The organism is Mycobacterium simulans (genome assembly GCF_900232995.1).
GTDB lineage: Bacteria > Actinomycetota > Actinomycetes > Mycobacteriales > Mycobacteriaceae > Mycobacterium > Mycobacterium simulans.
Genome location: NZ_OCVX01000003.1, coordinates 145,935 through 168,861, shown reverse-complemented (window position 1 = coordinate 168,861; position 22,927 = coordinate 145,935). Strand labels below are relative to the sequence as shown.

Annotated in this window: 29 protein-coding genes; 22 read left to right on the top strand and 7 right to left on the bottom strand. The window is 64.7% G+C overall.

The features are described from left to right. The first annotated feature begins 93 nt into the window (after positions 1 to 93). The 14 genes from MSIMFI_RS01440 (at position 94) to rplO (ending at position 7,561) form a co-directional block, all read left to right on the top strand. Positions 94 to 309, top strand: coding sequence for a hypothetical protein (locus tag MSIMFI_RS01440; RefSeq protein WP_191495868.1), 216 nt, complete (start codon positions 94 to 96; stop codon positions 307 to 309). Further along, positions 306 to 1,529, top strand: a complete 1,224-nt coding sequence (locus MSIMFI_RS01435; RefSeq protein WP_224770033.1) for an MFS transporter — start codon at positions 306 to 308, stop codon at positions 1,527 to 1,529. Before MSIMFI_RS01440 ends, MSIMFI_RS01435 begins: the two co-directional genes overlap by 4 nt. Before the next feature lie 502 nt (positions 1,530 to 2,031). Beyond that, positions 2,032 to 2,475 (top strand): hypothetical protein, encoded by a 444-nt coding sequence (locus MSIMFI_RS01430; protein ID WP_224770032.1) that lies wholly within the window; start codon positions 2,032 to 2,034, stop codon positions 2,473 to 2,475. Next, positions 2,472 to 2,921 carry a transglycosylase family protein gene (locus MSIMFI_RS01425; protein ID WP_191495867.1) on the top strand — a complete coding sequence of 150 codons (450 nt, stop codon included), beginning with the start codon at positions 2,472 to 2,474 and terminating at the stop codon, positions 2,919 to 2,921. The genes MSIMFI_RS01430 and MSIMFI_RS01425 overlap by 4 nt, the downstream gene beginning before the upstream one ends. Positions 2,922 to 3,475: 554 nt before the next feature. Then, a complete protein-coding gene (gene rplN, locus MSIMFI_RS01420) occupies positions 3,476 to 3,844 on the top strand; it encodes a 50S ribosomal protein L14 (RefSeq protein WP_003403649.1) in 369 nt (122 codons plus the stop codon). After that, on the top strand, positions 3,845 to 4,162 hold the full coding sequence (gene rplX, locus MSIMFI_RS01415; RefSeq protein WP_067235443.1) for a 50S ribosomal protein L24: 318 nt from the start codon (positions 3,845 to 3,847) through the stop codon (positions 4,160 to 4,162). It abuts the gene before it with no gap. A gap of 2 nt (positions 4,163 to 4,164) precedes the next feature. Then, positions 4,165 to 4,737 (top strand): 50S ribosomal protein L5, encoded by a 573-nt coding sequence (gene rplE / locus MSIMFI_RS01410; protein ID WP_186241712.1) that lies wholly within the window; start codon positions 4,165 to 4,167, stop codon positions 4,735 to 4,737. A gap of 4 nt (positions 4,738 to 4,741) precedes the next feature. Continuing rightward, the gene (locus tag MSIMFI_RS01405) at positions 4,742 to 4,927 is read left to right on the top strand and encodes a type Z 30S ribosomal protein S14 (RefSeq protein WP_011739072.1); all 186 of its coding nucleotides are present in this window, start codon (positions 4,742 to 4,744) and stop codon (positions 4,925 to 4,927) included. A 22-nt stretch (positions 4,928 to 4,949) separates the two neighbouring features. Beyond that, positions 4,950 to 5,348 (top strand): 30S ribosomal protein S8, encoded by a 399-nt coding sequence (gene rpsH, locus MSIMFI_RS01400; RefSeq protein WP_191495866.1) that lies wholly within the window; start codon positions 4,950 to 4,952, stop codon positions 5,346 to 5,348. A 10-nt stretch (positions 5,349 to 5,358) separates the two neighbouring features. Continuing rightward, positions 5,359 to 5,898, top strand: coding sequence for a 50S ribosomal protein L6 (gene rplF / locus MSIMFI_RS01395; RefSeq protein WP_191495865.1), 540 nt, complete (start codon positions 5,359 to 5,361; stop codon positions 5,896 to 5,898). 2 nt (positions 5,899 to 5,900) lie between these two features. Continuing rightward, a complete protein-coding gene (gene rplR, locus MSIMFI_RS01390; protein ID WP_186241714.1) occupies positions 5,901 to 6,269 on the top strand; it encodes a 50S ribosomal protein L18 in 369 nt (122 codons plus the stop codon). A 19-nt stretch (positions 6,270 to 6,288) separates the two neighbouring features. Then, entirely contained in the window at positions 6,289 to 6,945 is a 657-nt protein-coding gene (gene rpsE / locus MSIMFI_RS01385; protein WP_186241715.1) for a 30S ribosomal protein S5, read from the top strand. After that, positions 6,942 to 7,124, top strand: coding sequence for a 50S ribosomal protein L30 (gene rpmD / locus MSIMFI_RS01380; RefSeq protein WP_085249099.1), 183 nt, complete (start codon positions 6,942 to 6,944; stop codon positions 7,122 to 7,124). Before rpsE ends, rpmD begins: the two co-directional genes overlap by 4 nt. After that, positions 7,121 to 7,561, top strand: a complete 441-nt coding sequence (gene rplO / locus MSIMFI_RS01375) for a 50S ribosomal protein L15 (protein WP_186241716.1) — start codon at positions 7,121 to 7,123, stop codon at positions 7,559 to 7,561. Before rpmD ends, rplO begins: the two co-directional genes overlap by 4 nt. Before the next feature lie 71 nt (positions 7,562 to 7,632). Here rplO and MSIMFI_RS01370 read toward each other — a convergent pair whose 3' ends face one another. After that, positions 7,633 to 8,568: an LLM class flavin-dependent oxidoreductase gene (locus tag MSIMFI_RS01370; RefSeq protein ID WP_191495864.1), complete on the bottom strand. Its 936-nt coding sequence runs from the start codon at positions 8,566 to 8,568 to the stop codon at positions 7,633 to 7,635. Positions 8,569 to 8,606: 38 nt separating this feature from the next. Here MSIMFI_RS01370 and sppA point away from each other — a divergent pair, with 38 nt between their 5' ends. Continuing rightward, positions 8,607 to 10,391, top strand: a complete 1,785-nt coding sequence (sppA, locus tag MSIMFI_RS01365; protein ID WP_191495863.1) for a signal peptide peptidase SppA — start codon at positions 8,607 to 8,609, stop codon at positions 10,389 to 10,391. On the opposite strand, the gene MSIMFI_RS01360 is transcribed toward sppA, so the two are convergent. Then, positions 10,388 to 11,302 (bottom strand): class I SAM-dependent methyltransferase, encoded by a 915-nt coding sequence (locus MSIMFI_RS01360; RefSeq protein ID WP_191495862.1) that lies wholly within the window; start codon positions 11,300 to 11,302, stop codon positions 10,388 to 10,390. The two genes, sppA and MSIMFI_RS01360, sit on opposite strands and share 4 nt — an antisense overlap. A gap of 8 nt (positions 11,303 to 11,310) precedes the next feature. Beyond that, positions 11,311 to 12,267 (bottom strand): class I SAM-dependent methyltransferase, encoded by a 957-nt coding sequence (locus tag MSIMFI_RS01355; RefSeq protein WP_191495861.1) that lies wholly within the window; start codon positions 12,265 to 12,267, stop codon positions 11,311 to 11,313. A 104-nt stretch (positions 12,268 to 12,371) separates the two neighbouring features. On the opposite strand from MSIMFI_RS01355, the gene MSIMFI_RS01350 reads away from it, so the two are divergent. Both MSIMFI_RS01350 and MSIMFI_RS01345 read left to right on the top strand, forming a co-directional pair. After that, entirely contained in the window at positions 12,372 to 13,157 is a 786-nt protein-coding gene (locus MSIMFI_RS01350) for an SDR family NAD(P)-dependent oxidoreductase (RefSeq protein ID WP_191495860.1), read from the top strand. Continuing rightward, positions 13,154 to 14,386 carry a zinc-dependent alcohol dehydrogenase gene (locus tag MSIMFI_RS01345; protein WP_191495859.1) on the top strand — a complete coding sequence of 411 codons (1,233 nt, stop codon included), beginning with the start codon at positions 13,154 to 13,156 and terminating at the stop codon, positions 14,384 to 14,386. Before MSIMFI_RS01350 ends, MSIMFI_RS01345 begins: the two co-directional genes overlap by 4 nt. A gap of 88 nt (positions 14,387 to 14,474) precedes the next feature. On the opposite strand, the gene MSIMFI_RS01340 is transcribed toward MSIMFI_RS01345, so the two are convergent. Further along, positions 14,475 to 15,131, bottom strand: a complete 657-nt coding sequence (locus MSIMFI_RS01340; protein WP_396819268.1) for a class I SAM-dependent methyltransferase — start codon at positions 15,129 to 15,131, stop codon at positions 14,475 to 14,477. Between the two features lie 74 nt (positions 15,132 to 15,205). Here MSIMFI_RS01340 and MSIMFI_RS01335 point away from each other — a divergent pair, with 74 nt between their 5' ends. Beyond that, positions 15,206 to 16,066 carry a helix-turn-helix transcriptional regulator gene (locus MSIMFI_RS01335; protein ID WP_191495857.1) on the top strand — a complete coding sequence of 287 codons (861 nt, stop codon included), beginning with the start codon at positions 15,206 to 15,208 and terminating at the stop codon, positions 16,064 to 16,066. Here the strand turns inward: MSIMFI_RS01335 and MSIMFI_RS01330 are convergent. Further along, on the bottom strand, positions 16,056 to 17,090 hold the full coding sequence (locus MSIMFI_RS01330; RefSeq protein ID WP_191495856.1) for an NAD(P)H-dependent amine dehydrogenase family protein: 1,035 nt from the start codon (positions 17,088 to 17,090) through the stop codon (positions 16,056 to 16,058). The genes MSIMFI_RS01335 and MSIMFI_RS01330 overlap by 11 nt on opposite strands. Positions 17,091 to 17,181: 91 nt before the next feature. Between MSIMFI_RS01330 and MSIMFI_RS01325 the strand changes: the two genes are divergently transcribed. Next, complete coding sequence (locus MSIMFI_RS01325) at positions 17,182 to 17,748, top strand: TetR/AcrR family transcriptional regulator (RefSeq protein ID WP_224770031.1); 567 nt, start codon at positions 17,182 to 17,184, stop codon at positions 17,746 to 17,748. Next, complete coding sequence (locus MSIMFI_RS01320; protein ID WP_191495854.1) at positions 17,745 to 18,968, top strand: cytochrome P450; 1,224 nt, start codon at positions 17,745 to 17,747, stop codon at positions 18,966 to 18,968. Before MSIMFI_RS01325 ends, MSIMFI_RS01320 begins: the two co-directional genes overlap by 4 nt. Positions 18,969 to 19,035: 67 nt before the next feature. On the opposite strand, the gene MSIMFI_RS01315 is transcribed toward MSIMFI_RS01320, so the two are convergent. Further along, the gene (locus MSIMFI_RS01315; protein ID WP_191495853.1) at positions 19,036 to 19,692 is read right to left on the bottom strand and encodes an L-fuculose-phosphate aldolase; all 657 of its coding nucleotides are present in this window, start codon (positions 19,690 to 19,692) and stop codon (positions 19,036 to 19,038) included. After that, positions 19,689 to 20,669 (bottom strand): NAD(P)-dependent oxidoreductase, encoded by a 981-nt coding sequence (locus MSIMFI_RS01310; protein WP_191495852.1) that lies wholly within the window; start codon positions 20,667 to 20,669, stop codon positions 19,689 to 19,691. The genes MSIMFI_RS01315 and MSIMFI_RS01310 overlap by 4 nt, the downstream gene beginning before the upstream one ends. Before the next feature lie 30 nt (positions 20,670 to 20,699). On the opposite strand from MSIMFI_RS01310, the gene MSIMFI_RS01305 reads away from it, so the two are divergent. Both MSIMFI_RS01305 and MSIMFI_RS01300 read left to right on the top strand, forming a co-directional pair. Continuing rightward, the gene (locus MSIMFI_RS01305) at positions 20,700 to 22,046 is read left to right on the top strand and encodes a xylulokinase (RefSeq protein ID WP_191495851.1); all 1,347 of its coding nucleotides are present in this window, start codon (positions 20,700 to 20,702) and stop codon (positions 22,044 to 22,046) included. Between the two features lie 41 nt (positions 22,047 to 22,087). After that, complete coding sequence (locus tag MSIMFI_RS01300; protein WP_191495850.1) at positions 22,088 to 22,753, top strand: GNAT family N-acetyltransferase; 666 nt, start codon at positions 22,088 to 22,090, stop codon at positions 22,751 to 22,753. Positions 22,754 to 22,927 lie beyond the last annotated feature (174 nt).

The window sequence follows — 22,927 nt, the reverse complement described above, 5'->3', positions numbered from 1 at the left end:
CTGATGCCCACCCGACCGGATTTGGAGGGGTTGTGCCGAACCATCGGATCGCGCTGCCGGTACCTAGCTCGAACGCCACCATGAAGGTGTCCGGTGGGCTATGGCGCAGCACCGCAATATCCGGTGAGACCTCTTGAGGTGCTGACGATCTTGCGCTCGGTCGCCTCGACCCCGATCAGTTGCCTGATATCGTCGGCAGTCCTTGGCGTGCCGGTAAGCACGACGGAGACCGCGACTTCGTGGGCCATCCTGCACGGTCTCGGATCACCGATCAATGCCGCGGGTGCGGCACCCACGTTGGCGGCATGAAGGTGAAACCCGCCCCGGAGACCAAAACGATTGCGCCGCCGGGAATGTTGGCGCTGTTGACCGCTGCCGGGTTCGTGGTTACCGCGCAGATCTACCTCGTTGCGCCGATCCTGCCCGCGCTGGCACGAGACCTCAACAGCACGCCGGGCTTCGTCGGCTTGGTCGTGCCGGCATTCCTGATGCCTTATGGAGTGACGGTGCTGCTGTGGGGGCCACTTTCAGATCGGTGGGGACGCCGCCGGGTCATCCTGACCTCCTTGGCGGCCTTCACCATCTTGACTGCGGCCACCCCGGTGGTGGATAACGTGCCGGGATTGATCGTAATTCGGGTCGCCACCGCGATTGGTAGCAGCGGTGTGGTGCCGATCGGCCTCGCACTGATTAGCGACCTGGTGCCCTATCAGCGGCGCGGTAGCTCCCTCGGGTGGATGTTCGGCGGCATGGCCGGCGGCGGAGCTTTCGGTGCCGCCGCCGGTGCACTCGGTCAGCCTTTGTTGGGTTGGCAGGGGCTGTTCGGTGTGGTCGGTGTCTTGGGACTGATACTGGTCGGCCTCGGCCTGCGACTGATCCCGAGCACTCCGCGCGCACCAAAGCCAGCGCGGGCTCGCCAGGTGATCGCAGGGTTCGCCGACCTCCTACGCAGTGGGCGTGGTCGAAAAACCTACTGCTATGTCTTGCTCAACGCTGCGCTGCGATCCGGGATCTACACCTGGTTCGCTGTCTACTTGCATCAACACTATGGGCTGGGCGAAAGCCGTATCGGACTCGTCCTGATCGGCTACGGTATCCCAGGTTTGCTGCTTGGTCCTACCATCGGCCACCTGGCCGATCGCTATGGCCGCGCCAGGATCATCCCGGTCGGGCTGGCCATTACAGCCTGCGCAGCCTGGCTAATGAGTGCTGAACCTCCGCTTGTGCTCGCCCAAGCCGCCATCATCGCCCTCTCCGTGGGTTACGACATGACCCAACCTCTGTTTGCCGGCATAGTGACCGACCTGCCCGGGCCCCGCGGCCAAGCCATTGGCCTCAACACTTGCGCACTGTTTATCGGCAAAGGCGCTGGCAGCCTTGCCTTCCAAGCCTTGCTGCTAGGAGTGGGCTTTTCTGGCGCATTTGCCGGATACGCAACCCTGGCATTACTTGCTACCATTGCCGCGGTTCCGCTGTTCCGAGCCGAACGCCCCCATCGGGCGGGCTTGCGTGGATCGATCAGCTTGTAGGCCATGGCAATTCCGGCGGCGCTTGATCCTAGGGTCCGTGGGACGCGCTGACGCAACCGTACGGTGGCGAAGGTGCCGCCAGGACCTCGTCGGCGCCCCTGTGCCGCAACCGCGAATTAGTGTGCAGCTCAACGCATCCCGGCAAACCAGACAGCACATCGCCGGATGCTTGCACAACACCGAGGAACCCACCGGATTCGACTCCCGATCCTGCGCGACGCCCGTCGGATTGCCACCGAAACGTTATCAGACAGCCATGGAAAGTGTTGCACACAGCATTTAATTAGATGCACGGAGCGGAACGGCTTGCTTCGAACCTCCAAGCCGAGCTACCGCTGGCTACCAGCGCGATAGGGGACGCCTTACGATGAACGATTTCGTCTCGCCCGACGAGGACTTGGATGGATCCCATGGACCCACCGGTCAAGTCTCCAAGGATGCCGATAGCGGCGGCACGCGTCGCTCAACCAGACTCCGCAATCCCTGGCTTGCCGCCGTTGCTGTGGCTGCCACTGTGGCTTTGGGTGGGATGGTTTTTGGCGGCTGGGTCCAATATCAGCGGCACGAGAAGGACGAGGCAACCAAGGAAGCGCTTGGAGCCGCGCAGGAATATGTCGCCAAGCTGACAAACCTTGATTCACAGGCGGTCGACGCCAGGGTTGCCGACATCCTCGACGGATCGACCGGCGAATTCAAAGACTCCTTCAATAAATCAAGTCCGCAGCTCCGCCGGCAGCTGGTTGAGAGCCAGGTCCGCACGCGCGGCTTTGTCGTGGAGGCCGCGGTGAAGTCGGCCACGCCGAACAAGGTTGTGGTGCTGATGTTCGTCGACGAAGCGCTACGCAACCGAGACAGCGGGCAGATTCAGCTCGACCACAGTCGCATCAAGATAACCATGGTCAAACTCGACGGTCGTTGGGTGGCAAGAAAGGTGCAGTTGCTATGAAATTCGGGCTAACGGTGCAGTGGGCCAACAGCAAACGGATTCTGGCGCACAAGTGCCTCGCGATGACCACCATCGCGGGCGCCGTTGCGGTTTCGGCACTCACTGTATCGCCGGGCAGCTCGCGCGCCGACAGCGTCAATTGGGACGCGATCGCGCAATGCGAGTCCGGCGGCGATTGGGCGGCCAATACCGGCAACGGTCTTTACGGTGGTTTACAGATCAGTCAGCCAACATGGCATAGCAATGGTGGAGTCGGGTTACCGCCGAACACTAGCTCCAACGGGCAAATTGACGTTGGAGAGAAGATCATGGCCACCCAAGGGCCAGGCGCATGGCCGAAATGCAGCGCATGTAGTCGTAGCGCCGCCCCAACTGGCTCCCTGACACATGTGCTGACAGCAGTAATGGCATCCAGTGGCAGGTGCACGGGAAACAACGACGACTGAGCCCGCCGTGTTTGACGCGCTCCATGCTGATGATTTGGTACGCCTTCGTGAGAACCCGGCTGTTCGTGGTATTCGAAGTTTCTGCGTCGGTTGTAGGCTCGCTCGATCCAATCGCCGACCGCGATCTTGGCAGCTGCCCTAGTCGGCGATAGGTTTCTATGGTTGCCCACTTCGACTGTGAGCTGTCACCGACCGATCGGCGCTGATTAAGGAAGCCCGTGCGGCGCTTGCGCTCAGTGGTGACCGAAGTAGCTGCGCAAGCATTGCCGGGGCCCTCGTTGTCTTGTCATAGCGCAGACAACCGTGCCGTCACCGGCTGGTGCACCAGCCAACACCAACTCCATCCCCAAACGCTGCCTACGGGTATCGTCAGCTGAGTCAATGCGGAAATTTGGCTCTGAGCTGGCCGTCCCCTAGACTCTAGGGGTTGCCTTGGGCAGACCTCGGCCGGTGCGTGCAAGCGATACTGGCCCCGCGTGCCCTTCGGTGACGAGCAGACCGCGCACGTCAGGTGAATTCCTGCTGTGCACATATGAACCAGGTCAGGAGATCTAGTGATTCAGCAGGAATCGCGGCTGAAGGTCGCCGACAACACCGGCGCCAAGGAGATCTTGTGCATCCGGGTGCTCGGCGGTTCGTCGCGACGCTACGCCGGCATCGGCGATGTCATCGTCGCCACGGTCAAGGACGCCATCCCCGGCGGCAACGTCAAGCGTGGGGATGTCGTCAAGGCCGTCGTGGTGCGCACCGTCAAGGAACGCCGTCGCCCCGATGGCAGTTACATCAAGTTCGACGAGAATGCCGCGGTGATCATCAAGCCCGACAACGACCCGCGCGGGACCCGCATCTTTGGGCCCGTCGGCCGTGAACTGCGGGAGAAGCGGTTCATGAAGATCATTTCGCTGGCCCCGGAGGTGTTGTAGATGAAGGTCCACAAGGGCGACACCGTCTTGGTCATCGCCGGCAAGGACAAGGGCGCCAAGGGCAAGGTCCTGCAGGCTTACCCGGACCGCAACCGGGTGCTGGTCGAGGGTGTCAACCGGATCAAGAAGCACACCGCGATTTCGACCAACCAGCGCGGCGCCCGCTCCGGCGGCATCGTCACCCAAGAGGCGCCGATCCACGTCTCCAACGTGATGGTGGTCGACTCCGACGGCAAGCCCACTCGGATCGGTTACCGGGTGGATGAGGAGACCGGCAAGCGGGTCCGTATCTCCAAGCGCAACGGCAAGGACATCTAGGCATGACCACTTCGGAAAGTCCCGTGAAGACGCAGCCGCGTTTAAAAGAGCGCTACCGCAACGAGATTCGCGATGCGCTGCACAAGCAATTCGGCTACGGCAACGTCATGCAGATCCCGACGGTGACGAAGGTCGTGGTCAACATGGGGGTCGGCGAGGCCGCCCGCGATGCCAAGCTGATCAACGGCGCGGTAAGCGATCTGGCTCTGATCACCGGGCAGAAACCGGAGATCCGCAAGGCGCGGAAGTCCATAGCGCAGTTCAAGTTGCGGGAGGGCATGCCGATCGGCGCCCGGGTCACGCTTCGCGGGGACCGGATGTGGGAGTTCCTCGACCGACTCACTTCGATCGCGCTGCCGCGTATTCGTGACTTCCGCGGGCTGTCGCCCAAGCAGTTCGACGGTGTCGGCAACTACACCTTCGGGCTGGCCGAGCAGTCGGTGTTCCACGAGATCGATGTGGACAAGATCGACCGGGTCCGCGGCATGGACATCAACGTCGTCACCTCGGCGACTACCGACGACGAAGGGCGAGCGTTATTGCGGGCCCTCGGGTTTCCCTTCAAGGAGAACTGAGTAGATGGCAAAGAAGGCATTGGTCAACAAGGCCGCACGCAAGCCCAAATTCGCGGTGCGCGGTTACACCCGCTGCAGCAAGTGCGGACGCCCGCGCGCGGTGTTCCGCAAGTTCGGGCTGTGCAGGATTTGCCTGCGCGAGATGGCGCACGCGGGAGAGTTGCCCGGCGTGCAGAAGAGCAGCTGGTGACGGGACACAGGGGCTAAACCATATGACTATGACGGACCCGATCGCAGACTTCTTGACGCGTCTGCGCAACGCCAACTCGGCGTACCACGACGAAGTGAGCCTGCCGCACTCCAAGATCAAGGCCAACATCGCCCAGATCCTCAAGAACGAGGGATACATCAGCGACTTCCGTACCGAGGACGCTCGGGTGGGCAAATCGTTGGTTGTCCAGCTCAAGTACGGGCCCAGCCGGGAGCGCAGCATCGCGGGTTTGCGCCGGGTGTCCAAGCCCGGGCTGCGGGTGTACGCAAAATCCACCAACCTGCCGCGTGTTCTCGGCGGCCTTGGCGTGGCGATCATTTCGACCTCTTCGGGCCTGCTCACCGACCGTCAGGCGGCCAGACAGGGCGTGGGCGGCGAAGTCCTCGCATACGTGTGGTGAGGGAGTAGACATGTCGCGCATTGGTAAGCAGCCGGTCCCGGTTCCCGCCGGGGTCGACGTAACGATCGACGGCCAGAACGTCTCGGTCAAGGGACCGAAGGGCACCCTGGATTTGACGGTCGCCGAGCCAATCACGGTGTCGCGCAACGACGATGGCGCGATCGTGGTCACCCGTCCCGACGACGAGCGGCGCAACCGCTCACTGCACGGGCTGTCACGCACCCTGGTGTCCAACCTGGTTACCGGCGTGACGGAGGGTTACACCACCAAGATGGAGATCTTCGGGGTCGGCTACCGCGTGCAGCTCAAGGGCTCCAATCTGGAGTTCGCGCTGGGGTACAGCCACCCGGTGGTGATCGAAGCCCCCGAGGGCATCACGTTCGCGGTCCAGGCCCCGACGAAGTTCACGGTGTCTGGGATTGACAAGCAGAAGGTCGGCCAGATTTCGGCGAATATCCGCCGTCTGCGTCGTCCCGACCCCTACAAGGGCAAGGGCGTGCGCTACGAGGGTGAGCAGATCCGCCGCAAGGTCGGAAAGACAGGTAAGTAGTCATGGCGCAATCAGTCTCCGAGGCCCGACGAGTCGCTCGGCTGCGCCGGCACGAGCGGCTGCGTAAGAAGATCTCCGGCACCCCTGCGCGCCCTCGGCTGGTGGTGCACCGGTCCGCACGGCACATTCACGTGCAGCTCGTGAACGACCTCAATGGCACCACCGTCGCGGCCGCCTCATCGATCGAAGCCGACGTGCGCGGCTTGCAGGGCGACAAGAAGGCCCGCAGCGTGCGGGTCGGACAGTTGATTGCCGAGCGTGCCAAGGCAGCCGGCATCGACACCGTGGTATTCGACCGCGGCGGATACACCTACGGCGGACGGATCGCGGCCCTGGCCGATGCCGCACGCGAGAACGGATTGAGTTTCTGATGAACGAGAGGACCGCATAATGGCGGAGCAGCCGGCAGGCGGTGGCGACAGCCGTGACAGCCGCGACGGGCGGGGACGCCGCGACGGGGGTGGCCGCGGAGGTCGTGATCGGGACGGCGACAAGAGCAACTATCTGGAGCGGGTCGTCGCCATCAACCGCGTCTCCAAGGTGGTCAAGGGTGGTCGGCGTTTCAGCTTCACCGCGCTGGTCATCGTGGGCGACGGCAACGGGATGGTTGGTGTCGGCTACGGCAAGGCCAAGGAAGTTCCGGCCGCGATCGCGAAGGGCGTCGAGGAGGCCCGCAAGGGCTTCTTCCGGGTACCGCTCATCGGCGGCACCATCACCCACCCGGTGCAGGGCGAGGCGGCTGCCGGCGTGGTGTTATTGCGCCCGGCAAGCCCGGGTACCGGTGTGATCGCCGGCGGCGCCGCCCGTGCGGTACTGGAATGCGCCGGGGTGCACGACATCCTGGCCAAGTCGCTGGGCAGCGACAACGCGATCAACGTGGTGCACGCCACCGTCGCTGCCCTCAAGATGCTGCAGCGTCCCGAGGAGGTGGCGGCGCGGCGCGGCCTGCCGATCGAGGACGTCGCGCCGGCCGGGATGCTCAAGGCCCGGCGTGAAAGTGACGCGTTGGCTGTGGCAGCTGCACGTGAAGGAACGGCACAACCATGAGTCAGTTGAAGATCACCCAGGTGCGTAGCACCATCGGTGCTCGCTGGAAGCAGCGCGAGAGCCTACGCACCTTGGGTTTGCGGAAGATCCGCCACTCGGTGATCCGCGAGGACAACGCAGCGACCCGCGGACTGATCGCGGTGGTGCGGCACCTCGTTGAAGTGGAGGAGGCCAAGTGACCATCAAGCTGCACGACCTGAGGCCCGCGCGCGGCTCGAAGACCCCGCGCACTCGCGTCGGTCGCGGTGAGGGTTCCAAGGGTAAGACGGCGGGCCGTGGCACCAAGGGCACTAAGGCACGCAAGAACGTGCCGGTGACCTTCGAGGGTGGGCAGATGCCAATCCACATGCGGCTGCCCAAGCTCAAGGGCTTTCGTAACCGGTTCCGCACCGAGTACGAGATCGTCAATGTCGGTGACATTAGCCGACTGTTTCCTAACGGCGGCACCATCGGCGTGGATGAGCTTGTCGCCAAGGGGGCCGTTCGGAAGAACGCATTGGTCAAGGTCTTGGGCGACGGCAAGCTGACCGTCAAGGTCGAGGTGTCCGCGCACAAGTTCAGCGGCAGCGCGCGCGAGAAGATCACGGCCGCCGGCGGCTCAGCGACCGAGCTCTAGCAGTACCGCGAGCAGACACAGAATCGCACGAATCCGCGTCGCGGCGTGCGATTCTGTGTCTGCTCGCGGTACTAATTCAGCCGCGGAATCACTTCGGCGGCAAGGCGTTCCATTTGTTCACGGTTCTGCGCTACGTCGGGGCCGACGGGGTTGAGCAACAGCATCTGGGCACCCGCGTCGATCACCTCGCGCAGCCCACGGGCGACGTCATCCGGCGTTCCCGACACCGGCGTCGAGTCGATGCCTGGCATCGTGCCGTAGATGCGCCGGAGGCCCGTGAGCACACGTTCGCGGGCCCGTTCGGCATCGTCGTCGATCATCAGATAGACGCGTTTGCCGATGGTGAAATGCGCGGGGTCCTTACGCTGTTGGGCGAGTTCCTGGCGCAATATGGCGACCGCTTCGGCGAAGGCCGCCGTCGTCGACGATCCCGCGCCGAGGAATGCATCGCCGTGGCGGACCGCGCGCGCCAGGGCCTTGGGAGCGTGACCCCCGAACCAGATCGGTGGGTGAGGTCGCTGCACCGGTTTGGGCTGGATGGGAAGGTCGTCGACAACACGGAACTGGCCGTGGAACGTGACCCTGGGGTCGTCGGACCAGGCCGCCTTCATCAATTCCAGGCCCTGAGTGAAATACCTGATATGGGTAGCTTTCTCGACGCCGAAGGCGGCGAATCTGCGAAAGCCGCCGCCGGGTGCGACACCGATGTCGAGCCGGCCGTTGCTGAGCCGGTCGACGGCCGTGGCAGCCGAGGCGAGCTGGAGCGGGTCATGAAGCGACGTCACGAGCACGGCGACACCCAGCCGTAGCCGCTGCGTGCAGGCCGCCGAATACGCCAACAGCTCCAGCGGTGCCAGCAACGGCGCGTCGCCGATGATCTGCTCGAGGACCCACCCTCCCTCGAAGCCGAGCTGCTCAGCGCGCGCCAGGTAAGACCGTAGCCCAGCGGCATCCAAGCGCCCCGAGCCGTCGGAGTCGAGTTGGGGGATGGCAATCGAGAACCTCACTGCACCACCGTACGGTTGCCGGTCGGTACGCTTCAGACATGGTCGCTTTTCTGCCGTCCCTCCCCGGTGCCTTGAGTTTTGGGCAAGACGTGCGCGCCCTGGTCAGCCGGGTCGATACCGCCCGCCATCATGGCGTACCCAACGGCTGCGTGCTCGAATTCAACCTGCGGTCCATGCCGCCGGAGACCACCGGCTTCGACCCCTTCGCGATCGTCACCGGCGCCGGCCGGCCGATGGCTCTGCGCGACGCCGTCGCCGCGATCCACCGTGCCGCAGACGACCCTCGGGTCGCCGGTTTGATCGCCCGCGTACAGCTTCCGCCTTCGCCGATCGGAGCGGTTCAGGAGCTGCGGGCAGCCATCGCGGCGTTCAGTGCCGTCAAGCCGTCGCTCGCTTGGGCCGAGACCTATCCGGGAACGTTGTCCTACTACCTGGCTTCGGCGTTCGGCGAGGTCTGGATGCAGCCCTCCGGCGGTGTCGGGCTGATCGGCTTCGCGAGCAACGCCATGTTCCTTCGCGATGCGCTGCACAAGGCGGGCATTGAAGCCCAGTTTGTCGCGCGGGGCGAATACAAGTCGGCGGCAAACCTTTTCACCGAAGACGGCTACACCGACGCTCACCGCGAAGCTGTCACCCGGATGCTGGAAAGCATCCAAGACCAGGTGTGGCAAGCGGTTGCCGAATCGCGCAACCTTGAAGTGGGCGCACTTGACGAGCTGGCCAACCGGGCTCCGCTCTTGCGTGATGACGCGGTGGCCTCAGGATTGATCGATCGGATTGGATTCCGGGACGAAGCCTATGCGCGTATCGCGGAATTGATTGGTGCCGAGGATAATTCCGACGAAAAGCCGCCGCGACTGTACTTGGCGCGCTATGCCAGTTCGGCTCGGTCGCGTTTGGCGCCACCCATGCCGTCGATTCCCGGCCGCCGGTCCAAGCCGACGATCGCGGTGGTCACCCTCGAAGGCACGATTGTCAACGGACGTGGGGGGCCGCAGATTCTGCCGATCGGTCCGTCCAGCGCCGGTGGCGACACCATTGCGGCGGCGCTGCGGGAAGTGGCTGCCGACGATTCGGTGTCGGCGATCGTGCTGCGGGTGGACAGTCCAGGGGGTTCCGTCACCGCATCGGAGACCATCTGGCGCGAGGTGCAGCGGGCCCGCGACGACGGCAAGCCGGTGGTGGCGTCGATGGGTGCGATCGCTGCCTCCGGCGGCTATTACGTCGCGATGGGCGCCGACGCGATCGTCGCCAACCCGGGCACGATCACCGGTTCGATCGGCGTGATCACCGGGAAGCTTGTTGTCCGGGATCTGAAGGACCGGCTGGGTGTCAGGTCAGATACGGTGCGCACCAACGCCAATGCCGACGCGTGGTCTATTAATGCGCCCTTCACGCCGCAGCAGCAAGCCCACCGGGAGGCGGAGGCGGACCTGTTCTACACCGACTTCGTGGACCGCGTTGCGCAGGGCCGCAACCTTAGTGCCGAAGCCGTGGATATCGTTGCGCGGGGCAGGGTCTGGACCGGAGCCGACGCCCTCGAACGCGGCTTGGTCGACGAACTCGGCGGCTTTCGTACCGCGGTGCGCCGCGCCAAGGTGCTGGCCGGGCTGGACGAGGATACCGAGGTCCGCATCGTCAGCTATCCGGGCTCGTCACTGCGCGATCTGATCTGGCCGAGAACGTCATCGCAACCGGCTGCGGCATCGCTGCCGGATGCGGTGGGTGCGCTGCTCGCCCGATCGGTCGTCGGACTCATCGACCACGTGGAGCAGACGCTGAGCGACGTCAGCGTGTTGTGGCTGGGGGAGTCGCGCTTCTAGCCGGTGAGCCCGCCGCTGATGAAGATGATTTCGCCCAATGGGTCATCGTCTTCCGGGGCGGGAACGTCGATGCCGTTGCGGTTGAACAGCTCGGTTCGGGTGACACCCTCGGCGTCCCACCCCTTACCGCGCAGGTAGTCGACGACGTGGTTGCGTTCGCCGGTGTAGACCAGCGAACCCATGTCGATATCCAAGCCATGTGCGCGAAACGAACCCGACATCTCCCGTGCCCGGTCGACATCGAAATCCACAATGCCCGGCACAAATTCGGTGGCGACCGTGCTGCCCGGAGCGCTGAGCGCGGTGATGTGGTCGAACAACCGGTCCTGGGCCGCCGGTGGCAAGTAGATCAGCAGGCCTTCGGCCAACCAAGCCGTTGGTGCGCCGGTGTCCAGGCCGGCCGCTTGTAGTGCCGCCGGCCAATCAGCACGCAGATCGACGGGAATGGTGCGCCGAGTCGCGGTGGGTTCAGCACCGATACCGGCCAAGGTGGTTGTCTTGAATTCGATCACCTGGGGTTGGTCGAGTTCATAGACCACCGTCCCGGGTGGCCATGGCAGTCGGTAGGCGCGCGCGTCCAGCCCGGATGCCAGGATTACCGCCTGCCGGACGCCGCCGGCCATGGCATTGACGAAGTAGTCGTCGAAGTACTTCGTGCGCACCGCCATTCCGTCGACCATCGCCTGCGCCCGCACTGACGAAATGCCCTCGACCGCATCGAGATCGAGCTCACCGTCCATCATCTTGATGAAGAAGTCGACCCCGACCGCGCGCACCAGTGGTTCGGCGAACGGATCGCTGATCAAACCTTGGGGATCCCTGGTCGCAATCGCGCGTCCGGCCGCGACCATGGTGGCCGTCGCGCCGACGCTGGACGCGAGATCCCAGTTGTCGTCGTGAGCGCGTGCCATGCGGTGTCCTATCTCGGGGTTGTGTACAGGGTGCCACTGATGTACAGCATCTCAGCAGCGGACATCTCCTCGTCGTGAAGTGGCGGAAGTTCGTTGGCCGCACGCAGATCCTGCAGCGAGATGCTCGTTGTCAGCCAGCCGTGATCGCTGAGGTAGGGCCCAGCCTCGTTGCGGTCACCTAGATAGACGAGCCCGGTCATGTCGATGTCGAAGCCGTGCCTTCGCCACCGTTCGGACATGTTCTGCATCCGCTCCCTCATCCGGTCCTCTTGGGCAGGGTCGACGTTATGGAAGCTTTCGGTGGCCAACCGGCTGCCCGGAGCGCTGAACTCGGTGATGGTGTCCAGCAGGCGATCCTGAGTGTCGGGCGGTAGATAGCCCAGCAAGCCCTCGGCGCTCCAGGCGGTGGGCTGGGCCGGCTCGAACCCCGCCGCGCACAATGCAGCAGGCCAGTCGTCACGTAGGTCGACAGCTACCGCGCGCCGGTCCGCGGTGGCAGCGGCACCAAGCTCGGCGAGGGTTCGGGACTTGAACTCGATGACTTGTGGCTGGTCGATTTCGTAAACCACGGTCCCAGCAGGCCACGGCAACCGGTATGCGCGCGCGTCCAGTCCCGAAGCCAGGATCACGACCTGCTTGATACCCACCCGCGCCGCATCCAGGAAGAACTCGTCAAAGAACTGGGTGCGAACCGCCATGTTGTCTGCGACGTCTGCGATCGACCTGATCGGGCATTCTGGGTCGTCGTCGAGGTCGCTCGGGCCCATGTCCCCCGTCGCTAGCTTGGTAAGTAGGTCTACGCCGACGGCTCGCACCAGTGGTTCGGCGAACGGATCGTCGATCAGCCGGTTGTCGGCACGGGTTGCCATCGCACGGGCGGCCGCGACCATGGTTGCGGTGACGCCGACGCTGGATGCCAAGTCCCACGTGTCGCCTTCGTACCTGGTGGAGCCCGTAGACGTCATGCAGTACCTCATTCGAAGATGGCCTAGGTTGATATTTAGCAAATGTAACAAGCTTTCCGTGCAAAGGGTTCCCAAGGTGGGCCGGTTCACGGCAACCTTGAGCGATGACGTCTTTCCAGGCGGCCGGCAAGAGAGTGCTGGTTACGGGGGCTTCCTCGGGGGTGGGGGCGGCGTTGGCCAGGCGGCTGGCCGCCGCGGGTGCGGTCGTGGGCCTGATCGCGCGTCGGCGCGATCGATTGGCTCAGGTACTGGCCGACTGCCGGACGACATCGCCGGACTCCACGATGTGGGTGGCCGACCTGGCCGACACCACTACCGTCGGCCGGCTCGGTCTGCAGGCCTGGCATGGTCTGGGCGGCGTCGACGTGCTGGTGAACAACGCCGCAATTCCGAAGCGCCGGGCCGTCACCGCCCTCAAACCCGATGAGGTGGAGGCCGTCATGCGGGTCAACTTCGTCGCGCCGATGCGGCTGACGCTGGCGCTGCTGCCGAGAATGCTGGCGCGCAGATCGGGCATGATCGTCAACGTGTCGAGCGTGGCTGGCCGGCTCGCAGTTATCCACGAATCTGCCTACTGTGCAAGCAAATTCGCGCTATGCGGGTGGAGCGAAGGGCTGGCGGTCGACTTGGCGGGAACCGGGGTCTCGGTGAAGTTGATCGAGCCGGGTCCGGTAGATACCGAGATTTGGGATCGGCCAGACAATGACGAACCTATCTACCGTGGGCCCAAGGTCGCACCCGATGAGGTGGCCGAGGGCATTGTCGCGGCCATGGGCAGTGATCGCTTCGAGCACTATCTCCCGGACCTGAAACCGATTGTCGATGTGAAAAATGCCGACCTGGACGCCTTCATCGCGGGTGCGGCCAACATGGCGTCCAACGCGCCATGAGGGCGCTGGTCTACGGTGTGCCGCCGGAGCCTTTCGAGGTTCCGGAAGACGCCAACGCGTTGGCAGTGAATCTGGCCCGGACCCCCACAGCGCTGCGGCAGCTGCCCGATCCTACGCTGCTGCAACAGGATTGGGTCATTACTCGGCCCCGCCTGACCGGAATCTGTGGGTCGGACTCCAAGCAGATTCTGCTGGATTTTGGTGAGGGTGATGCCGACAACGCGATGGCGGCATTCTGTTCCTTCCCGCAAGTCATGGGCCACGAGGTGGTCGCCGACGTGGTTGAACTGGGCCCCAAGGCCCGGGGGCTGCGGGTGGGGCAGCGGGTGGTGCTCAACCCGTGGCTGTCATGCGGGCCGCGTGGCATCGAGCCGCCGTGCCCGGCCTGCGAAAGCGGCGATTACAGCCTGTGCTGGAGCTTTGCCGACGGTGACATCAAGCCCGGCATCCACACCGGCGTCTCGGCCGACGTGACCGGCGGATACGCCGAGTTGATGCCCGCCCACGACAGCATGCTGTTTGCGGTTCCCGATTCCGTGCCCGATGAAGCCGCCGTGTTCGCCGACCCGTTCTCGGTGTCCCTACATGCGATCACCCGTCATCCGCCGCCCCGCTCCGGCCGAGTTCTGGTGTACGGGGCCGGCTCACTCGGGTTGTGCGCGGTCGCGATCCTGCGGGCGCTGTATCCGGATGTGGTGGTGGCCGTCGTAGCGCGGTTCACAGCTCAAGCGGAGCTGGCCCGTCGGTTCGGGGCCGCGAAAGTCCTTGCGCACGAGCCGCGTCTGGCCATTATCGAGGACCTGGTCGCGTGGGGCGGGGGCCGGCTGCGGCAGCCGTTGCTGGGTCTGCCAATGGCGCACCCTGGTGCGGTTGATGTGGTCTACGACACCGTCGGGAAGCCGGAGACGTTCGAAGTTGGGGTGCGGGTGCTGACATCCCGGGGGACGCTGGTCAAGGCCGGTGTCCATGGGCCCGGACGGTGGGAGTGGAGTCCGCTGTATTTCAAAGAGATCAGCTGGGTCGGCTCCAACGCCTTCGGCATCGAGGAGGTCGGCGGGCAGCGCAAGCATGCCATCGCCCACTACCTCGATCTGGCTGCGGACAGCCGAATCGACCTGCGCCCCATGCTCACTCATACTGTGCCGCTGGAGCGGTGGCGCGACGCGTTCCTGGCGATCGCCAACCAGGGCGACAGCGGCGCCGTCAAGGTGGCCATAGATCAGCGCTGAGTCGTGGCGTCCTCGGCGCGAGGGCGACGAGCGTAACGCCACCGCGAAATGCCGAGCCGGATTTCGCGGTGGCGTTACGCTCGTGTCGCTACGGTGCGGTATCCGGGCGGGTGGCGCGATAGTAGGTGAGGCGTCCAACGAAGCGGTGTCGCTCCGAGGCGACCTCGGTACAGTCGAACCCGGCGGTACGTAGTAGGCGTGGAATCGCGTCGCCAAGGTTGCCGCTTGCGTGGTGGCTGCGCCTGATAATTCGCGCTGCCAGGCCGTCGTGGCTGGTTATCTCGCCGCCGATGTCAACAAGGTGCAGTCTGCCGCCGGGACGCAGGACACGAAAAATCTCCGCCGCCGCTGCGGGTTTCGTTTCGTCGTCGAGATGGTGCAGCATCATCGACGACAACACCCTGTCGAATTCGCCTTCGGCGTAGGGCAACTGCTGAGCGTAGCCGCGTTCGAAGCGGATCCCGGTCAGCCGGCCGGCCTTTCGCTGAGCCCGGCGTAGGGCCCGCGGATCGGGATCGGATCCGATCACTTCAGCCGACGGATGAGCATGCTTTACCCGCGTCGTGAGATTGCCAGTGCCGCAGCCAATTTCCAAGACACGATGGTCGGCGGCGATTTCGGCCTGGGCGATGAGGATCTCATAGACCTTGTTGAAGCCCATTAAGCGGGTGAGCAGGTCGTAGCCGGGAAGCAGCGCGTCGTGACCGGCCGCTGGGAGGTAATCATGTGGATGATGTTTGGTCACGCAAACCATAATGAGCCGTTCACAAGCTGAAGAATTGGGTGATCATCGCTCAAAGTAGGACTATCTTTGGCACCATGACCCATGCCGCGCGGCTGACCCGTCACCGCGGTGGCGTGCCAATCTATGAATATCGAACCGATCCGGATACACCTCCGGTATCGGTGGTCCGCGGCGGCCGTGACGACCTGCCAGAACGGGGTCGTCACATTCATGATTTCCCGGCGCTCTGGTACGCGGCCACCGCGGGCGTGGTGTACGTGGCTGCCGCGGGTGAGGTGCTCGACCCGGGACAATTGGACGACCTCGAAGCCGGGGTCGCGGTGCTCTTCGATCCCGCTGCGCTTGGTGAGGACGCGCGTTCGCCGTGGCCCTCGTGGCGGGCACACCCGCTGCTCTTCCCGTTCCTGCACGGACGTTCGGGAGGGATGCTGCGCCTCGAGGTGCCCAGAGCCCGGCGACCCGCGTGGGATGACGCGATCCGTTCGATTGAAACAGAGCTGGCCGTGCGACAGGACGGCTATCGGCAGGCGGTTCTGGCGCACCTGACAGTGCTGCTGATCGAGCTCGCGCGCCTGGCCCGCGACGTGGTGGCCGATCTGAGGCGCAGCGGCGAACCGTTGCTGGCCGAAGTGTTCGCGGTGATCGACCGGCGTCACACCGAGCCGTTGTCGCTGCGCGACGTGGCGCGCGAAATTGGCATGACGCCCGGACACCTGACCACCGTCGTGCGCCGCCGCACCGGGCGCACCGTGCAGGAGTGGATCATCGAACGCCGCATGGCAGATGCTCGCGACCTACTGGCTGAAACGGACCTACCGGTCGCAGAGATTGCCGTACGGGTTGGGATGCCCGATCCCGGGTATTTCAGCCGACTGTTCAGCCGGACGCACGGCGCCTCGCCGCGCGAGTGGCGCGGCCGTGCCATCAGAGCGTAAGGGCGCCAACGGATCCCACAACAGGTAGATCGATCGGTGTGATGACGCCCGGTCGCGCTTGGCAGACGAACGGTATGGCGTTGACCGCCGCGATGGCGGTGCTGACCATCAATTCGGTCATGATGTCCTGCCCGGGATGCCCGAACCGGATCATGGCGTCGACTCGTGGTTCGCCTTCGATGACAACGCTGAAACCTTCGGGATCGCTCCATTGCGGGTCGAGTGCGTCATTACTCATAGTCCAACAAATGGCCAGCTCAACCACGGGTCGGCCGTTACGGTGACCGCGATAGGTGCGGCGCTGGCCCCCGACCGTGCCGGCGGCGAACTCTGCCCACCCCAGGTCTAACTTTCGGGTCAGCACCGCATGTTCGACAACGGCGTCCTTGGAGTCGAGTTCGGCACCAAGCATGCTGGCGATCATGTCCAGCGTCTCGAAATAGCCGAGGCCGTATCGCTGGGTTTCCGGATCGAGTGACATCACCCGCTGACGCGGTTGCTTGCCGAATCCGAGAACCGTCCAGACTTCCCTGACGGGGTAGGTCGTGCTGTCCAACGTCTCTACGAGCTTGACGCTGTGCACTTTTCCGCACGCGCCGGTGAGGAAGCCGGCGACGACGTTGATAAAGCCAGGTTCGAATCCCGTGCCCAGAAAGGTCGAGCCGCCCTCGTGCGCCGCCGCGTCGAGGGCCGGGCGCTCGACCGGGTGATGGGTTCCGGTCAGAAAATCTCCCGTGGTCACCACGTTGATGCCGCAGCGCAGCATCCTGGCCACCAATTCATAGTCGATGACGCGCGGCATGTAGTTCACGCAATCCGGTCGGAGCTCGAGCAACGCATCGACATCGTTCGTCGCGGCAACTCCGATAGGTGGCCGGTCGACGAGCACGCCCGCGTCGCGTCCCACTTTCTCCGGTCCGAAAGCGTGGACCCCCACCACGGCGAAATCGTCGCGTTCGAGCAATAGCCGCAGCGCCCGCGTGCCGATGTTGCCGGTCGACCACTGAACTACTCGGTAGGGCATCACATTGACAGTATGGGTCGAACGTTGTTCTAATCGGAATAGCATTCGAATTCGGACGCTGTTCGAAAGCGGGGGGTCCGAAGTGGAGATAGTGGCCAAGGTGCCGGTGCTGCGATACGGGGCACTGGACCGCGCGCATCTGACAAAGCACCTGTGGCGGCTGGCGAAACGCGTCGGCGTCAACCGGGTCACGATCCGCGAGCTGGCGGCCCAGGCGGGTACGGCGCCGTCATCGGTGTACTACCACGTTCGCGACAAACGGGAACTGCTCGATCTGCTGATCGAATCGGTGCTCGCGCAGATCGAGGTACCGCAACAGGGCGACTGGGAATCCCGCGTGGTCGCGCTCTACACCAACGCGTGGCAGGTGCTTCTCGAGGTACCCGGCATCGCGGCGTTGCTCCTACAGCATCCGCATACCGCGGCAGCCACCGAGATGGATCGCGCCTCTCGCGGCATCCTTCGCGAATCCGGTCTGCGGGCAGAACATTTCGAAGCGGCGCACGCCGCGTTGTACATCCACCTATTGGGTTCGGTGCAGCTCGAGCACATGCGGCCCACCGACGCGGCGGCTGATGGGCCAAACGACAGGGCGTTTGCATACGGGTTGCGCCTGATCCTGGCCGGTCTGCGCAACGAAATTGGGGATACAACATGACAACGACGATCGATCTTGCCGATCCGGCGATCTGGGCATCGCGATTTCCCGAAGACCTGTTCGCCGAGTTGCGCGTCCGCACGCCGGTGTTCCACCAGCAACTCACCGACGACGTGAAATCTATGGTAGGTCGCGAGTTTTGGGTGTGCACCAGGCACGCAGACGTCGCGCGGGTGCATCGCGACTACGAGTCGTTCACGGCGACTCGTGGTCCGCTGATTCAGGACGTGCCCTTGTTCGACGCCTATCCGGCCATCGTGAGTCTGGACCCGCCGGATCACACCATCCGTCGCCGAGTCATAACGGGTGCCTTCACACCACGCGCGGTGGCGAAGTTGGAAGACGGAATTCGCGCTCGGGCCAGGACGATGGCGGGCGCGTTGCTGGAATCTGGTGGCGGTGAGTTCGTTGACCTGGCGGCGGGACTGCCGATCTCGGTGATCGGTGACATCGTCGGGATCCCCGAGGCCGACCGGCCGCGAGTGTTCGGTCTGATCGACCGTGTCTTGAAGACCGCCGGTGGCCAGATGTCGATCCCCGACGGTGACGACGTGGTGCCGTTTGCCGAGTTGTTCGGATACGCCAGTGAGTTGACCGCACACAAGCGTGCACATCCCGTGGACGACATTTGGAGCACGCTCTGTACCACGCAGATCACGGCCGAATCGGACGAGAGTTTCCTGCTTCCATCCAACGAGCTCGAGATCTTCTTCTTCGTCTTGGGCTTGGCCGGCGCCGACACGACGCGAAATGCGTTGTGTGACGGCATACGCGCCTTCGTCGCCAATCCCGACCAGATTGCGGTCTATCGGTCCGAGCCGGAGGCGCGGCGCACGGCGGTCGAGGAAGTGATCCGCTATTCGACGCCCATCATGTTCTGGGTTAGGGGAGCGACACGAGATGTGCGGCTCGGCGATGTGCTGATCCCCGAGGGTGGGCGTGTGGTGACGATGTTGCGCTCATCCAACCGCGATGAAGACGTATTTACGGATCCGTACCGCTTCGATATTCGCCGTGATCCCAACCCGCACCAGTCGTTTGGTGGTGGCGGCGCCCATCACTGTCTGGGCGCGATGCTTGCCCGCGCCGAAGTCAGGGCTGCCCTCGACGAGATCCTACTGAATACCAACGTCATTGAAGTCGGTGAACCGACGATGAGGCTCCCCGACCTGTCCAACAACATGACCGTGTACGAATCACTCCCGGTCAGTTTCGACTAGGCCGCCGACTGTGAAGCACACGACGCGTGATCGGCGTGTCGCGTCGCACAGTTCACAGTCGGCGTGGTCATCGGGGATTGGCGCGCAAGTAGCTGTAGACGCCAGCGAAGTTGCGGTTTACGTCCTCGGGAATGGGCACGGGACCGCCGAGAGCGCGTGCGCCCCAAACGATTTGGGCGGTGCGCTCGACCAGGGCGGTGACGTGCAATACCTTGTCGGGCCGGGGACCGACGGCCACCAAACCGTGGTTGGCGATCAGCGCGGCGCCGCGGCCGTCCAGCGCCTTGACCGCGTTGATACCGACCTCGGGCGTGCCGGAGGCGGCGTACTCGGTGCAGCGAACGTCCCCGCCGCAGTAGACCGCGAACTCGTCGATGCAGGCCGGAATCGACTCATGTGCGACGGCGAACATGGTCGCCCACACCGGATGGCTGTGGATGACGCTGCCGATGTCGTCGAACGCCTCGTAACACGCCAGGTGCAGCTTCATCTCCGTCGACGGCATGCGGCCGTCTTTGGCTTGCAGCACAGCGCCTTCCGGGTCGACCAGCACCAGGTCTTCGAGCACCATGTCGGCGTAGTCAACCGACGACGGGGTGATCACCAGGTTGCCGTCGGAGCGCCGGGCCGAGATGTTGCCTGCCGTGCCCTCGACTAGCCCCCGGCGCAGCATGTCCTTGGCCGCCGCCAGGACCGCGGCCTCTGGATTGTCGACAAACTTCATGAGCGCAGCACCTCCGGGTTGACGATATGGGCGGGCGCACTGCCGGATAGCAGCGCCTCCAGGTCGTCGGCGACCATCTGCGCCTGCCGGGCCTCAGTGTTCCACGTGGCTCCGCCGATGTGCGGGGTGAGGACGACGTTGGCCATCGCCGTCAGCGGATGATCGGCCGGCAGCCACTCGCCCGCGAAATGATCCAGGCCGGCGGCGGCGATCTTGCCGGCGCGCAGGGCCTCGACGAGCGCGTCGGTGTCATGTAGCTGGGCCCGGGCGGTGTTGAGGAAGACGACACCGTCGCGCATCGCGGCGAACTGCTTGGCGCCGATCATGCCGACCGTGTCGTCGGTGACCGGTGCGTGGATGGAGACGATGTCCGATTCGGCAAGCAGTTCGTCCAGGCTGTGCCGGGCATCGTCGTTGTACGGATCGTGCGCGATGACCCGCAGCCCCAGCCCGGACAACCGCCACTGGGTGGCCCGGCCGACGGCGCCCAGCCCGACCAGCCCGGCGGTGCGCCCGGCGATCTCCCAACCGCGGAAGCGCTGGTAAGGAATCATGCCGTCGCGAAACATATTGCCCGACCGCACATCTGCGTCGGCGGTCACGATATGGCGGGTGACGGCCAGCAGCAGAGCCACCGTCATCTCGGCGACCGCGTCGGCGTTGCGGGCCGGGGTGTTCAGCACCGGAATGCCGGCCGCGGTGGCGCCGGCGACGTCGATGTTATTCGGATCCCCGCGGGTCGACGCGATCGCGCGAAGGCGCAGTTCGAAAACGGGGTCTCCCACCGAATCACTTTCCACCACAACGATATCGGCGGCTTCGGCGGTGATCCTTTCGGCCAACTGCTGGGCGCTGTAGATCCGCAGCGGGGTCTGATCGATCCAGGGGTCGTACACCACATCGGCCAGCCGCTTCAGCTTGTCGAACCCCGGGCCACGCAGGGGGGCGGTCACCAGGGCACGCGGTCGAGACCTCACGTATGTCAATGCTGGCGTACCGTAGCGCCCGTGTCACGTGAAGACGTCACAATCGGCATCGACGTTGGCACCACCGCGGTCAAAGCGATAGCCGCAGACGAGAGCGGCAACGTCAAGGCGCGGGTGCGGATTCCGCATCAGCTGCGGGTGCCCGCTCCCGACCAGCTAGAGCACGACGCCGACGAGGCGTGGCGGCGTGGGCCGTTGACGGCACTAGAACAGCTGGCTCAGCCGAGTGCTCGAGCGGTGGCCGTTTCGGCGATGGTGCCCTCGCTGACCGCCGTGGATGCTGCCGGCCGACCCCTCACGCCCGGCTTGCTCTATGGCGACGTCAGGGGACAGGTGCCCGGTGCCTCAACTAGACCGGCGCAGCCGGTACCCGCGGTGGGTGAGGCGGTCGAGTTTCTGCGCTGGACAGCGGCCCAGGCGCCGGACGCGGTCGGGTGTTGGCCGGCGCCCGCGGTGGCCAACCACGCGTTGGCGGGCGAGGCGGTGATCGATTTCGCCACCGCGATAACGAGCCTTCCGTTATTCGATGGGACTGGATGGAGCTCCGCGGTGTGCGCCGAGTGCGGTGTGACGGTCGACCGCATGCCGCGGGTGGAAACCTTCGGAGCGGCTGCCGGGCAAGTGCACGGCACCGGCTCGGTGCTGGCGGTCGGCACCATCGACGCCTTGTGTGAACAGCTTGTGGCCGGCGCCGACAACGACGGCGACGTGCTGGTGCTGTGTGGCACCACATTGATCGTGTGGACGACCATCTCCGAGGCCCGGCAGGTGCCCGGCCTCTGGACCATCCCGCATACGGCCGCAGGTAAGAGCCAGATCGGCGGCGCCAGCAACGCCGGCGGGTTGTTCCTCGGTTGGGTGGATCGCGTCTTCGGACCGGGCGATCCGGAGGCGGTCGATCCGCGGCGGGTGCCGGTGTGGTTGCCGTACATACGCGGCGAGCGCACTCCTCTGCATGATCCCGATCGCCGCGCCGTGCTCGACGGCCTGGATCTCACTCAGGATGCGGCGGCCCTGCGGCGGGCGGCCTACGAGGCATCCGCATTCGTCGTCCGCCAACTCATCGAGCTGAGCGGCGCGCCGGTCTCGCGCATTGTCGCTTCAGGTGGCGGCACGCGGGTGCAGCCGTGGATGCAGGCCATAGCCGACGCGACCGGTCGTCCGGTGGAGGTGACCCGGGTTGCCGAGGGCGCGGCGCTGGGAGCGGCTTTCCTCGCGCGCATGGCCGTAGGTTTGGAAACGACCATCGCCGACGCGGCCCGGTGGGCCCGGATCGAGCGCGTCGTCGAGCCCCGGCCGACCTGGACGGGGCCGACCAAAGACCGCTATCGCCGGTTCCTCGAGCTCAGCGGATCACGGCTGGCTTAACGGGTGGCGCGATACCCGGTATGTCGTTCTACCCTTATGCAATGACAGACCACGACCAGACTGCAACCCGTCGAGAGATCGCAGATGCATTGCTCGCCGCGCTCGAACGCCGGCATGAGGTAACCGACGCCATCGTGGAGGCCGAGAACAAGGCCGCCGCGATTGAGGCGATCGTCGCACTGCTCGGCACGTCGCACCTCGGCGCCGAAGCGGTAATGAGCATGTCGCTAGACCAACTCACCCAGGACGTGCGTAAGAAGATCCTCGCCGAACTTGAAGACCTGAACAAACAGCTCAGCTTTACCCTCAAAGAGCGCCCGGCGAGTTCGGGTGAAACCCTCGAGCTGCGCCCCTTCTCCGCCGCTGAGGATCGTGACATCTTCGCCACGCGCACCGCGGAAATCGGCGCCGCCGGCGACGGATCCGGTGGACCGGCCGGTAGCGTCGACGACGAGATCCGCGCGGCGATGCGACGGGTGCAGGACGAAGAGGCTGCGTGGTTCGTTGCTGTCGATTCCGGCGAGAAGGTCGGCCTGGTATTCGGTGAGCTGGTCCACGGCGAGGTGGACGTGCGGATCTGGATCCATCCCGACCATCGCAAGAAGGGTTATGGCACTGCGGCGCTGCGCAAGTCGCGATCGGAGATGGCATGGGCCTTCCCGGCCGTACCGATGGTCGCCCGTGCGCCCGCCGCCCACCCCAGCTAGCAGCAGCTCGGCAACGCCGCGCAGGGCCTATCTTGTTGAGCAGCAACGGTTCTGCTGATGTCGCTTTTGTCGTCACCGTCATGGGTTGTTCAAACAACAACACCACAACCCGACATCGTCGAGATCGCAATCGACGAACCCGAACTCGCACCACCGACAGCGATCGGTTGGATG

Coding starts and splice junctions, on each gene's coding strand:
- rpsE (WP_186241715.1), top strand. CDS start 6,289: ATGGCGGAGCAGCCGGCAGGCGGTGGCGACAGCCGTGACAGCCGCGAC.
- MSIMFI_RS01405 (WP_011739072.1), top strand. CDS start 4,742: ATGGCAAAGAAGGCATTGGTCAACAAGGCCGCACGCAAGCCCAAATTC.
- rplX (WP_067235443.1), top strand. CDS start 3,845: ATGAAGGTCCACAAGGGCGACACCGTCTTGGTCATCGCCGGCAAGGAC.
- MSIMFI_RS01435 (WP_224770033.1), top strand. CDS start 306: ATGAAGGTGAAACCCGCCCCGGAGACCAAAACGATTGCGCCGCCGGGA.
- MSIMFI_RS01355 (WP_191495861.1), bottom strand. CDS start 12,267: ATGACGTCTACGGGCTCCACCAGGTACGAAGGCGACACGTGGGACTTG.
- MSIMFI_RS01350 (WP_191495860.1), top strand. CDS start 12,372: ATGACGTCTTTCCAGGCGGCCGGCAAGAGAGTGCTGGTTACGGGGGCT.
- MSIMFI_RS01345 (WP_191495859.1), top strand. CDS start 13,154: ATGAGGGCGCTGGTCTACGGTGTGCCGCCGGAGCCTTTCGAGGTTCCG.
- rplR (WP_186241714.1), top strand. CDS start 5,901: ATGGCGCAATCAGTCTCCGAGGCCCGACGAGTCGCTCGGCTGCGCCGG.
- MSIMFI_RS01315 (WP_191495853.1), bottom strand. CDS start 19,692: ATGAAGTTTGTCGACAATCCAGAGGCCGCGGTCCTGGCGGCGGCCAAG.
- sppA (WP_191495863.1), top strand. CDS start 8,607: ATGGTCGCTTTTCTGCCGTCCCTCCCCGGTGCCTTGAGTTTTGGGCAA.
- rplF (WP_191495865.1), top strand. CDS start 5,359: ATGTCGCGCATTGGTAAGCAGCCGGTCCCGGTTCCCGCCGGGGTCGAC.
- MSIMFI_RS01330 (WP_191495856.1), bottom strand. CDS start 17,090: ATGCCCTACCGAGTAGTTCAGTGGTCGACCGGCAACATCGGCACGCGG.
- MSIMFI_RS01320 (WP_191495854.1), top strand. CDS start 17,745: ATGACAACGACGATCGATCTTGCCGATCCGGCGATCTGGGCATCGCGA.
- MSIMFI_RS01300 (WP_191495850.1), top strand. CDS start 22,088: ATGACAGACCACGACCAGACTGCAACCCGTCGAGAGATCGCAGATGCA.
- rpmD (WP_085249099.1), top strand. CDS start 6,942: ATGAGTCAGTTGAAGATCACCCAGGTGCGTAGCACCATCGGTGCTCGC.
- MSIMFI_RS01425 (WP_191495867.1), top strand. CDS start 2,472: ATGAAATTCGGGCTAACGGTGCAGTGGGCCAACAGCAAACGGATTCTG.
- MSIMFI_RS01335 (WP_191495857.1), top strand. CDS start 15,206: ATGACCCATGCCGCGCGGCTGACCCGTCACCGCGGTGGCGTGCCAATC.
- MSIMFI_RS01360 (WP_191495862.1), bottom strand. CDS start 11,302: ATGGCACGCGCTCACGACGACAACTGGGATCTCGCGTCCAGCGTCGGC.
- rpsH (WP_191495866.1), top strand. CDS start 4,950: ATGACTATGACGGACCCGATCGCAGACTTCTTGACGCGTCTGCGCAAC.
- rplE (WP_186241712.1), top strand. CDS start 4,165: ATGACCACTTCGGAAAGTCCCGTGAAGACGCAGCCGCGTTTAAAAGAG.